10 protein-coding genes are annotated in these 10,406 nt (G+C 71.4%); 5 read left to right on the forward strand and 5 right to left on the reverse strand.

The genetic code is table 11. The features are described 5' to 3' along the window. Nucleotides 1–425 precede the first annotated feature (425 nt). Nucleotides 426–1,112, reverse strand: coding sequence for a hypothetical protein (locus ACLQ24_RS26415; RefSeq protein ID WP_425894411.1), 687 nt, complete (start codon nucleotides 1,110–1,112; stop codon nucleotides 426–428). Between the two features lie 69 nt (nucleotides 1,113–1,181). Here ACLQ24_RS26415 and ACLQ24_RS26420 point away from each other — a divergent pair, with 69 nt between their 5' ends. From ACLQ24_RS26420 to ACLQ24_RS26430, 3 genes are read left to right on the forward strand one after another with little or no spacing between them, the layout of a single operon-like run. Next, the gene (locus tag ACLQ24_RS26420) at nucleotides 1,182–3,800 is read left to right on the forward strand and encodes a valine--tRNA ligase (protein WP_425894412.1); all 2,619 of its coding nucleotides are present in this window, start codon (nucleotides 1,182–1,184) and stop codon (nucleotides 3,798–3,800) included. Continuing rightward, nucleotides 3,797–5,131, forward strand: coding sequence for a bifunctional folylpolyglutamate synthase/dihydrofolate synthase (locus tag ACLQ24_RS26425; protein ID WP_425894413.1), 1,335 nt, complete (start codon nucleotides 3,797–3,799; stop codon nucleotides 5,129–5,131). The genes ACLQ24_RS26420 and ACLQ24_RS26425 overlap by 4 nt, the downstream gene beginning before the upstream one ends. Then, nucleotides 5,128–5,631, forward strand: coding sequence for a DUF4233 domain-containing protein (locus tag ACLQ24_RS26430; RefSeq protein ID WP_425894414.1), 504 nt, complete (start codon nucleotides 5,128–5,130; stop codon nucleotides 5,629–5,631). Before ACLQ24_RS26425 ends, ACLQ24_RS26430 begins: the two co-directional genes overlap by 4 nt. A gap of 30 nt (nucleotides 5,632–5,661) precedes the next feature. Here ACLQ24_RS26430 and ACLQ24_RS26435 read toward each other — a convergent pair whose 3' ends face one another. Beyond that, nucleotides 5,662–7,149, reverse strand: a complete 1,488-nt coding sequence (locus ACLQ24_RS26435) for a VOC family protein (RefSeq protein WP_425894415.1) — start codon at nucleotides 7,147–7,149, stop codon at nucleotides 5,662–5,664. 142 nt (nucleotides 7,150–7,291) lie between these two features. Between ACLQ24_RS26435 and ndk the strand changes: the two genes are divergently transcribed. Then, nucleotides 7,292–7,717 (forward strand): nucleoside-diphosphate kinase, encoded by a 426-nt coding sequence (gene ndk, locus ACLQ24_RS26440; protein WP_425894416.1) that lies wholly within the window; start codon nucleotides 7,292–7,294, stop codon nucleotides 7,715–7,717. Between the two features lie 11 nt (nucleotides 7,718–7,728). On the opposite strand, the gene ACLQ24_RS26445 is transcribed toward ndk, so the two are convergent. The 3 genes from ACLQ24_RS26445 to ACLQ24_RS26455 all read right to left on the reverse strand — a co-directional run bounded on the left by ACLQ24_RS26445 (nucleotide 7,729) and on the right by ACLQ24_RS26455 (nucleotide 9,966). Next, entirely contained in the window at nucleotides 7,729–8,283 is a 555-nt protein-coding gene (locus ACLQ24_RS26445) for a hypothetical protein (protein WP_425894417.1), read from the reverse strand. Further along, complete coding sequence (locus ACLQ24_RS26450; protein WP_425894418.1) at nucleotides 8,280–8,675, reverse strand: carboxymuconolactone decarboxylase family protein; 396 nt, start codon at nucleotides 8,673–8,675, stop codon at nucleotides 8,280–8,282. The genes ACLQ24_RS26445 and ACLQ24_RS26450 overlap by 4 nt, the downstream gene beginning before the upstream one ends. Nucleotides 8,676–8,814: 139 nt before the next feature. Further along, nucleotides 8,815–9,966 (reverse strand): acyltransferase family protein, encoded by a 1,152-nt coding sequence (locus ACLQ24_RS26455; protein ID WP_425894419.1) that lies wholly within the window; start codon nucleotides 9,964–9,966, stop codon nucleotides 8,815–8,817. Between the two features lie 119 nt (nucleotides 9,967–10,085). On the opposite strand from ACLQ24_RS26455, the gene ACLQ24_RS26460 reads away from it, so the two are divergent. Beyond that, a complete protein-coding gene (locus tag ACLQ24_RS26460) occupies nucleotides 10,086–10,238 on the forward strand; it encodes a hypothetical protein (protein WP_425894420.1) in 153 nt (50 codons plus the stop codon). Nucleotides 10,239–10,406: the final 168 nt, after the last annotated feature.

Here is a 10,406-nt window from a genome sequence, read left to right on the forward strand (position 1 = left end):
CTCCAGCGCCGATGGTACTGCACTCGTGAGGGTGTGGGAGAGTAGGACACCGCCGGACAATCTTTCAGAAAGGGCCACCCCCAGCGGGGTGGCCCTTTCTGCATACCCGCATATTCGACCTGCGGTCGCTGAGCTACCCCTTTTTCCGCCACTTCGCCGAGTGGCGCTGTCCGAACGCCTGAACAGCGCCACTCGGCGAACTGGCGTCGGACCCCCAATAAGGGGAGCGGAGCACGACGTTACCGATGGCGCGGTGCGCGGCGGCCAGCGCCGCGGGCCACCCGCACTGGGTGCTCGCCCACACCCGGGCCAGCCCCACGCGCCCAAAACCCGACCCGGCACAGGTCATCTACCGGTCAGATCACGTGAGGGTGTGGTGGTGGCGCTCGGTTCGGAGCCGGGGCGCCGGGACTGCCGGGCCCGGGTCAGTCCCGGGTCTGCATGCCGTCGCGGAGGTCGCGCAGCAGAGAGCCGGCGTCGGTCACCGACCTGCCAGGAAACATCGCCATCCCGACGCTGCCGTGATCGGCCCAGCCGCAGACCGCGAAGTCGCCACCCTCACCGCTGGTGCTGCCGCACTTCATGACGCCGCCCAGTTCGCCGGCGGGCACGTCCCGCAGGCCGGTCACCGCGCCGGTCTCGTCGGACATCAGGCCGAAGAGGCTGTTCAGATCGCGCTCGGGCTGCCACAGCAGGGTGGTGCCGCCGAAGACCAGCACCGAGCGCTTGTCGTCGGCGGGGTCGCGGTAGACGGTACCGAAACTGCGGTCCAGGTCGATGTCGGCGGCCAGGCCGCTGCGCAGGTAGTCCGCCGTGCTCTTGGCCCGCTCGCTGTCGTCCCGCGTCAACCCCGCCACCTGGTCGGGCGAGGTCAGCCGGGTGTCCTTCTGCTGCGCCACACGCCACCCGCCGACCCCCAGCACGCCCGCCCCCGCGAGACCGACCACCAGCGCGACCATCCAGCCGATCTTGCGACGCCGGGACCAGCCGCCGGAGCGCTCGTCGGGGTCGCCGCCGGTGTCCCGCGTGCTCAGCTGGATCGGCTCCTCGGTCAGTTCGACCGGCTCGCGGCTGTGGTCGAGCGACCGCTCGGTGAGATGTGCGTCGGACATAGCCGACACCGTACGCGAACGAGAGGTGGCGCACGTCAGGTCTGCGGAAGCCCTCCGTAGACTTGTCAGGTGACCGAGAGACTGGATGCCCGACGCCCCGACGCCCCGACCCTTGCCGGCCAGTACCAGCCCGGCGAGGTAGAGCAGCGACGGTACGAGCAGTGGGTAGCCGCTGGGCACTTCCGAGCCTCCGCCGACAGCGACAAGCCCCCCTTCACCATCGTCATCCCGCCGCCGAACGTCACCGGCTCGCTGCACATGGGTCACGCGTTCGAGCACACGCTCATGGACGCGTTGACGCGGCGTAAGCGGATGCAGGGCTTCGAGGCGCTGTGGCTACCGGGCATGGACCACGCCGGCATCGCCACCCAGAACCTGGTCGAGCGTCAGCTCGCCGCCGAGGGCCTGTCCCGGCACGACCTCGGCCGGGAGAAGTTCGTCGAGCGGGTCTGGCAGTGGAAGGCCGAGTCCGGTGGCGCGATCCTCGGCCAGATGCGCCGTCTCGGCGACTCCGTCGACTGGGACCGCGAGCGCTTCACCATGGACGCCGGCCTGACCCGTGCCGTCCAGACGATCTTCAAGAAGCTCTTCGACGACGGCCTCATCTACCGGGCCAACCGGATCATCAACTGGTGCCCGCGCTGTCTGACCGCGCTCTCGGACATCGAGGTCGAGCACACCGATGACGACGGTGAGCTGATCTCCATCCGCTACAGCGACGAGGTCGTGGTGGCCACCACCCGGGCCGAGACGATGCTGGGTGACACCGCCGTGGCGGTCCACCCCGACGACGAGCGCTACCAGCACCTGATCGGCACCGAGGTGGAGCTGCCCCTCACCGGCCGGCGGATTCCGATCGTCGCCGACGCGCACGTCGACCCGACCTTCGGCACCGGCATGGTCAAGGTGACGCCCGCCCACGACCCGAACGACTTCGAGATCGGCCAGCGCCACGACCTGCCCGCGCTGACCGTCATGAACGAGCGCGGTGTGATCACCGTGCCCGGCCCGTTCGAGGGGCTGGACCGGTTCGAGGCGCGGCCGGCGATCGTGGCCGCGCTGCGCGAGCAGGGCCGGATCGTCGCCGAGAAGCGCCCGTACGTGCACGCGGTGGGGCACTGTTCGCGCTGCAAGACGACCGTTGAGCCGCGGCTGTCGTTGCAGTGGTTCGTCAACACCGCCCCGCTCGCGCAGGCCGCCGGCGACGCGGTCCGTGACGGCCGGGTGCGCATCGAGCCGGCCGAACTGGCCAAGCGCTACTTCGCCTGGGTCGACAACATGCACGACTGGTGCATTTCCCGCCAGCTGTGGTGGGGGCACCGCATTCCGGTCTGGTACGGCCCAGCGGGCGAGATCGTCTGCGTCGGCCCCGACGAGGAGGCGCCGACCGGCGAGGGCTGGCACCAGGACGAGGACGTCCTCGACACCTGGTTCTCCAGTGGTCTGTGGCCGTTCTCCACCCTCGGCTGGCCCGAAGAGACCCCGGACCTGGCCAAGTTCTACCCGACCAGCGTGCTGGTCACCGGCTACGACATCCTGTTCTTCTGGGTCGCCCGGATGATGATGTTCGGCCTCTACGCGATGGACGGCCGGCCGCCGTTCGACGTGGTCGCGCTGCACGGGATGGTGCGCGACCAGTTCGGCAAGAAGATGTCGAAGTCCTTCGGCAACGTGGTCGACCCGCTGGACTGGATCGACAGGTACGGTGCCGACGCCACCCGGTTCACCCTGGCCCGGGGCGCGAACCCCGGCCAGGACGTGCCGGTCAGCGAAGAGTGGTGCCAGGGCTCGCGTAACTTCTGCAACAAGCTCTGGAACGCCACCCGGTTCGCGTTGATGAACGGCGCGCACACCAGCGGTGAGCTGCCGCCGGTCGAGCAGCTCTCCACCGTCGACCGGTGGGTCCTGTCCCGGCTGGCGCACGTCACCGCCGAGGTCGACGAGCAGTTCGAGGCGTACGAGTTCGCCAAGGTGTGCGACCTGCTTTACCACTTCGCCTGGGACGACGTCTGCGACTGGTACGTCGAGCTGAGCAAGCCGGTGCTCGCCGAGGGCGGTGAGCAGGCGGATATCACCCGGCGGGTGCTCGGACACGTCCTGGACCAGTTGCTGCGGCTGCTACACCCGGTGATTCCGTTCGTCACCGAGGAGTTGTGGCTCGCGCTGACCGGCGGCGAGACGGTGCAGGCCGTCGCCTGGCCGGTGGCCGACCGGTCGCTGGTCGACGACGCTGCCGAGGTCGAGCTGGCCGCCGTGCAGCGGGTCGTCACCGAGATCCGCCGCTTCCGTTCCGACCAGGGGCTGCGCCCGACGCAGCGGGTCGCGGCCCGCCTGGACGGGCTGGCCGGGGCCGGCATCGCGGCCCACGAGCCGCTGATCCGGTCGCTGGTCCGCCTGGACCCCGCCGGTGACGACTTCCAGGCCAGCGCGACGCTGGCCATGCCCGGCGCGGTCGGTGTCGCGTTGGACACCCGGGGGTCGATCGACCTGGCCGCCGAGCGGGCCCGGCTCACGAAGGACCGTGCGGCCGCCGAGAAGGAGGTCGCGCAGGCCCGGGCGAAGCTCGACAACCCGGCCTTCGTCGGCAAGGCCCCCGAGCCGGTGGTCGCGAAGATCCGCGACCGGCTCGCCACCGCCGAGGCCGACCTGGTCCGGATCGACGCTGCTCTGGAGACGCTTACCTCGTGACCGACCGTACCGATTTCGCCGCCGTCGAGGCCCAGCTGAACGCCCGCGGTTTCACCCGCATGGTGTTCGAGCTGGACCGCATCGAATCGCTGCTCGACCTGCTCGGCAGTCCGCAGCGGGCGTACCCGTCGATCCACCTGACGGGCACCAACGGCAAGACCTCCACCGCGCGGATGATCGACTCTCTGTTGCGGGCGTTCGGGCTGCACACCGGCCGGTACACGAGTCCGCACCTGGAGACCGTCCGGGAGCGGATCAGCCTGGACGGCGAGCCGGTGAGCGAGGAACGATTCGCCGCGGTCTACGGGGAGATCAAGCCGCTGGCGGAGCTGGTGGACGCTCGGTCCGACGAGCCCCTCACGTACTTCGACATGACGACCGCGCTGGCGTTCGCCACGTTCGCCGACGCGCCTGTCGACATCGCCGTGGTCGAGGTGGGGCTCGGCGGTGCCGAGGACGCCACGAACGTCATCCAGGCCGGGGTCTGCGTGATCACCCCGATCGGCCTCGACCACACCGAGTGGCTCGGCGACACGCTCCAGGACATCGCGCTGGCCAAGGCCGGCATCATCCACCCGGGCGCCACCGTGATCTCGGCGGCGCAGGAGGAGGAGGCCGCGCGTCCCCTGCTCGAACGCTGCTCCGAGGTGGGCGCCACCATTGCCCGTGAGGGTGCCGAGTTCGGCGTCCTGAGCCGGGCGGTCGCCGTCGGCGGGCAGGTGCTCAAGCTGCAGGGTCTCGGTGGCGTCTACGACGACGTGTTCATCCCACTGCACGGCGCGCACCAGGCGCAGAACGCGGCGGTGGCGCTCGCCGCCGTGGAGGCGTTCCTCGGTGCCGGGGCCCGCCGGCAGCTGGACGTTGAAGCCGTCCGGGAGGGGTTCGCCACGGCCAGCTCCCCGGGCCGGCTGGAGCGGGTCCGCAGTGCCCCGACCGTCCTGCTGGACGGTGCACACAACCCGCACGGCATGGCCGCGACCGTGACCGCCCTCCAGGAGGAGTTCGCGTTCAGCAAGCTGGTGGCACTGGTCGGCGTCCTCGCCGACAAGGACGCGAGCAGCCTGCTGGAGCTGCTGGAACCGGTGGCCGACGTCGTAGTGGTCACCCGCAACAGCTCGCCACGGGCGATGTCGACGAAGGAACTCGCCGCGCTGGCCGTCGAGATCTTCGGCGAGGAGCGGGTCGAGGTGGCCGAGGAGGTGCCGGACGCGATCGAGCTGGCGGTCGCGCTGGCCGAGGAGGACGTCCCCGGTGAGCTCAGCGGAGTCGGTGTCCTGGTCACGGGTTCGGTGGTCACCGTCGCCGACGCCCGCCGGCTACTGAAGAGATGACCGGCCCCGAGCGCGACCCGCGTGCCACCGACGACCCGACCGACCCGTCGCGTGGCGAGGCAGGCCCGTCGCGTGGCGAGGCATCCTCGGCCGGCGAGGCAGGTACGCCTGATCAGGGCGCGCCCGGATCGCCGGCGGGAGAGTCGGAGGTCGGGCAGGTGGGGCGCTCCGGGCTGCGTAACCCGCAGGGAGCCGTACGGGGCCTCGGCGCCGGCACGCTCGGCCTGGAGGCGCTGGTACTGCTGCTGGCCATCCAACCGATCCGGGTGGTCGGCGGTGACCTCGGCGGCGCCGCCATCGCCGTGGTGGTGGCCCTGGCGGTGGCCGCCATCCTGCTCGCCGGCATGATGCGCCGTCCCTGGGCCTGGCACGCCGGCACCGTGCTGCAGGGCCTTCTGATGCTGGCCGGGCTGCTGCACTGGTCGCTGCTGGTGCTGGGCATCATCTTCGCGCTGGTCTGGGCGTACGCGCTGCACGTCCGCCGGGTCATCCTCGGCTGACGCCCGACCCGGTCCGGCGAGCACGCCGGGTCAGGCGTCGGCGCGTTCGCGCCACTGGGTCAGGGCGATGCCGTGGCCGTCTGGGTCCCGGAAGGCCGCCGCCCACACCTCCAGCCTGCTGCCCCGGTTGACCACCCTTGGGGCGTACGTGAAGCGGACGCCGGAGTCGCGCAGCCGCCCGTACGCCGCCTCGATGTCGTCCACCTCGAGGTTGACGTGCACGAGCCGGCGGCTGATCGGCGCCGCGCCGGTCACCTCGCGCAGCACCAGCCGGGTCGTGCCGAAGGCGAGCACCGCGTTGCCGGTGCCCTGGTCGACCTCGGTGAAGCCGAGCATGTCGCGGTAGAAGCCGAGCGACCGGGACAGGTCGGTGACCAGCAGGGTCAGGCCGACGCCGCTGATCGGGCCGGCCGGTTCCGCCGCAGACGCCCCGTCGTACCCGAAGATCGCCTCGTCCAGGGCCTCGGCGGTGACGGTCTCGCGGGCCGCTCCGGCCGGAGTCGGATCGTCCAGCGGCAGGTCCAGCGGGTCCGCGGGGACCGGACCGGTCCGCTGCGCCGGTGGGGTGTCGGTGGGCCGATCGGGACGGTCCGCGGTGGCTGCGGGCCGGGCCTCCGTCGCCGCGTCGACGTGGTCGTCGCCGGACTCGCCGGCGGTCTCGTCGCCCGGGTCGAGAGGGTCGACACCGGGCTGGTCGAAGTGCTCCTCGGCCGGCGGCCGGGGTGCGGGAGTGGCCCGCCGCGGCAGTCCCGCACCGGTCTGCTGCTCGACGACGACGCCTTCGAGGACCACCGGGCCGCCGGGGGCCTGGCTCACCACCACCGGTTCGCGCTCGGCGGGTGCGGCGCCCCGGTCGTCGCGGAGCGGATCGGGGCCGCGCGGGTCGCGGAACGGGTCGCCGCCGCGCGGGTCGCGGAACGGATCGGGGCCGCGCGGGTCGCCGAACGGGTCGCCGCCGCGCGAATCCCGGAAGTCTTCGTCCGGCGCACGGTCCGCCCACGGCGGGGCGTCCTGCTGGATCAGCACGTCGTCCACGGCGTCGATGTCGCCGAATTCGGGCGGGAGGTCGGCGACGGCCGCGGCCGTCTCGGCGTGGGTGGGCACCTCGTCCCAGAGGACCTTGACGTGCCGCTGGTCGTCGAGCGCAACCCGGATGGGCAGAGTCTGGCCCAGCGACGGCCACTTGGAGACCGGCACCCGCGGCTCGATGATCTTCTTGGATCGGGGCGGCAGGCCGGGCGCGTCGATGACGAGTTGCAGCTCGCACCGGCCGAACGCGTACTGGGTGGGTGGTTCGGAGGCGCTGTGCACGTGTGCCACGCCGACCACCCAGGTACGTCCGCCGCCCTTCACCGTGGCCAGCGCGATCGCCAGCACCAGCAGGGCGACCCCGAGCGCGACGATGGCCCAGCTGGTCATGCCCAGCCCGAAGAGGACGACGAAGGTGGCTACGGTGCCGAGCACCGTACCGATCAGCTTGCGTACCGGCGCGATGGGCCGGTTCCCGCCATTCGCCACAGTGGACCTCCCGGGGGTCAGGGCCAGGCTAGGCCGGATCGGCCACCGGTGGAAAGACCGGCCGCCGCGCCGGCGCCGGGACCGGGTCGCTAGGCTGACCGTACCGACCCCAAGCGTTCTGCGCGTACAGGAGGAACCCAGCGTGTCCAGCAACAGCCCGGAAGAGCGCAGCCTCGTGCTGATCAAGCCCGATGCGGTCCGCCGCGGCCTGGTCGGCGAGGTCCTCTCCCGCTTCGAGCGCAAGGGGCTGCGGATCGACGCGATGGTGCACCGGACGATGGACGCCGCGCTCGCGGACGCGCACTACGCCGAGCACGTCGACAAGGCGTTCTACCCCCCGTTGAAAGACTTCATGACGGGTGGCCCGCTGGTTGCCCTGGTCCTCTCCGGCGACCAGGTCATCGACACGGTCCGTGGGCTGGTCGGCGCGACCGACGGCCGCAAGGCCGCCGCCGGCACGATCCGGGGTGACCTGTCGCTGTCCAACCGGGAAAACCTGGTCCACGCCTCCGACTCGCCGGACAGCGCCAAGCGTGAGATCGCGCTCTGGTTCCCCGAGCTGGGCTGACCGCGTCGGCTTCAGTCGGGCGGGGGTAGCTTCTCCGGGTTGCCCACGACGTAGACCTCGGTGATCCGGCCGGCTGCCGCGGCGACGGTCAGCGTGTACCGGCCGCCGTCGGATCGGGTGAGCAGGATGGCGGGCTCGCCGTTCAGTTCCAGCCGGCTCGCCGTCCAGGCGCGGCGCGGGCCGTAGATCCCGGCGGAGTAGCGGGCGACCCGGTCCGCGCCCCGCACGGGGTTGCGTGCCGAGCGCACGCGACCGCCACCGTCGTTCCACGCCGTGACGTCCTCGGCCATCAGGTGGGTGAGCGTCGCCAGGTCCCCGTTCCGTGCGGCGGCGAGGAACGCCTCCAGCAACCGCTCACGTTCGGACCGGCTGGCCGTGAAGCGGCGGTCCTCCTGGTGTACGCGTGTGGTCGCCCAATGGTGCAACTGCCGGCAGTCCTGCGGGGTCCGGTCCAGGATCTCCGCGATCTCGGCGTACGGCCTGCCGAGCAGCCGGTAGGCGAGCCCGAGCAGCATCGGCCGGTGCGCCTGGAGCGCACCGGCCGCCTCTGCCGCCTCTGCCGTCACACCTGCGCCGGGGGTTCCGTGTGCGTCGTCACGGCGATGCGATTCCACACGTTGATTGTGGCGATCGCGAGGACCAGATCGGCCAACTCCTTCTCCGACCAGACCTTCGCGGCGGCGTCCCAGACCTCATCCGACACGCCGTGCTCGCCGAGCCGGGTCACCGCGTCGGTGAGCGCCAGCGCCGTCTGCTCCCGCTCGTCGAAGAACGACAGCGCCTCCCGCCAGGCGGCCACCGCGAACAGCCGCCGGCTCGACTCGCCGGCGGCGAGGGCGTCGCGGCTGTGCATGTCCACGCAGTACGCGCAGCCGTTCAGCATGGACGCCCGCAGCTTGACCAGCTCCAGCGCGGTGTGGTCGACGTTCGCCTGGACGTACTTCTCCAGGCCCGACACGGCCTGCTATCCCTGAGGCGCGACCTCGAAGAGCCTCATCCGTTGCACGGCAGTCTCCTCGATCGGTTCGACACCGCTACGACGGTCCGATCCGGCCGCGCTGTGACAACCGGACCTGTGAGCCCGGTCACTCGGGTGGTCAGCCGCGGGCCGCGGGGACGGTGTCCGGGAGCACCTCGCGGGGGCGGGGTATCCGGACGGCGTCCCCGACCGCGCCTGGCGCGTCATCCTGGTCGCGCGGCGCGGGTCGCGACGCCCGCGCGGCCAGCTCGCGGCCCACCTTGATCATTGGTAGCTCGACCCATCGGTAGAGCACGTCCGCGAGGAGCAACGCCACCACCACGGCGGTCACGAAGATGCCGGTGTTGTGGCGCCCCATCGCGGGCAGCAGCCCGACCGCCGCCTGCGCCGCGATGGACTGGACCAGGTACATCGAGTACGACCGTTCGCCTACGAACACCAGTGGCCGCAGCCCCAGCACACGGGCCAGCACGCTGCGCGACAGCAGCGCCGGCAGCAGCAGCGCGGCGGCCGCCGCGTAGCTGCCGATGAGCGCCTCCTGGCCGAGGCGGACCGGCCAGTACCGCACGGCCACCTGCACCGCGGCGAAGGCCACGATCACCACGCTGGCGGTGACCGGGTGGGTCAGCGGCCGGAGGAGGGCGAAGCCGCGCGGGTGGTGCATCAGCACGGCGGTCAGGCAGCCGAGCAGGATCGCCACGTAGTGGATGGGCCAGCTCAGCCAGGCGATATCCGGCGGGATCAGCGCGACGAGGAGCACGAGCAGCCCGAGGGTGACGGCGAGCCGGCGACGGAAGGCGCTGGTCACCAGCACGAAGGCGATCGCCGGCCAGAGCAGGTAGAACTTCTGCTCGATCCCGATCGTCCAGGAGTGCAGGTACGGGGCCTTGGCCGGCAGGAAGTCGTTGAGCAGGAGCAGGTAGTAGGCCAGCGAGCGTTCGACCGCGTCGGCGGTGCCGTTGAGCCGGGCCAGCGTCCAGGTCAGCAAGAGCACGAGCAGGTACACCGGCATGATCCGGAAGAACCGCCGCAGGTAGAACGCGCGCAGCGAGACCCGCCCGTAGCGGTGTTCCTCCCGCAACAGCAGCGTCGTGATCAGGAAGCCGGAGAGCACGAAGAACAGGTGTACGCCGATCCAGCCTGTCAACCAGGCCCAGGACGGGCCGCCGAAGTGGAAGGCGAAGACCATCACGGCTGCCACGGCCCGCAGGCCGTCCAGCGCGGGGAATCGACGCATGGCCTGGAACTCGTCGTGGTTGAGCGGACGCACCGGCGAAGTCTGCGTGAGCCCGTCACCGGGGTCAAGCCGCGCTGGCTGTCCGGTCGCGCCCTTCGGACAACGGGCCGCTGTACCGGCGGATCTCGTACGGGCCGCTGCTGGACGTCTTCGTGCACGCCCCGCCGCGCGCCAACACCTCACCGGCCGAGGGCCCCCAGCACTTCGGCGAGGTGTCGATCGACGGCGAGTCGGCGGCCCTGACGGTTCACCTGCGGGACCGCGACGGCGCCTCCCTCTGGACCACCACCCTCCCAACCCCCTGACCGCAGCTCGTTGATCATGAGGTTGGCGGGCGGCTCGGCGAGCTATCGTCCCGCCAACCTCATGATCAACGGTGCTGGGCGAGGCTGGTCGGGGGGGTGTCCCTATGTTTTTGTCAAGCCGCGATGGCGGCGGGACGTGCCTGGTAGGGCGTTTTGTCGCGGAGCATG

Source organism: Micromonospora sp. DT4, from assembly GCF_049841675.1.
Classification (GTDB): Bacteria; Actinomycetota; Actinomycetes; order Mycobacteriales; family Micromonosporaceae; genus Micromonospora.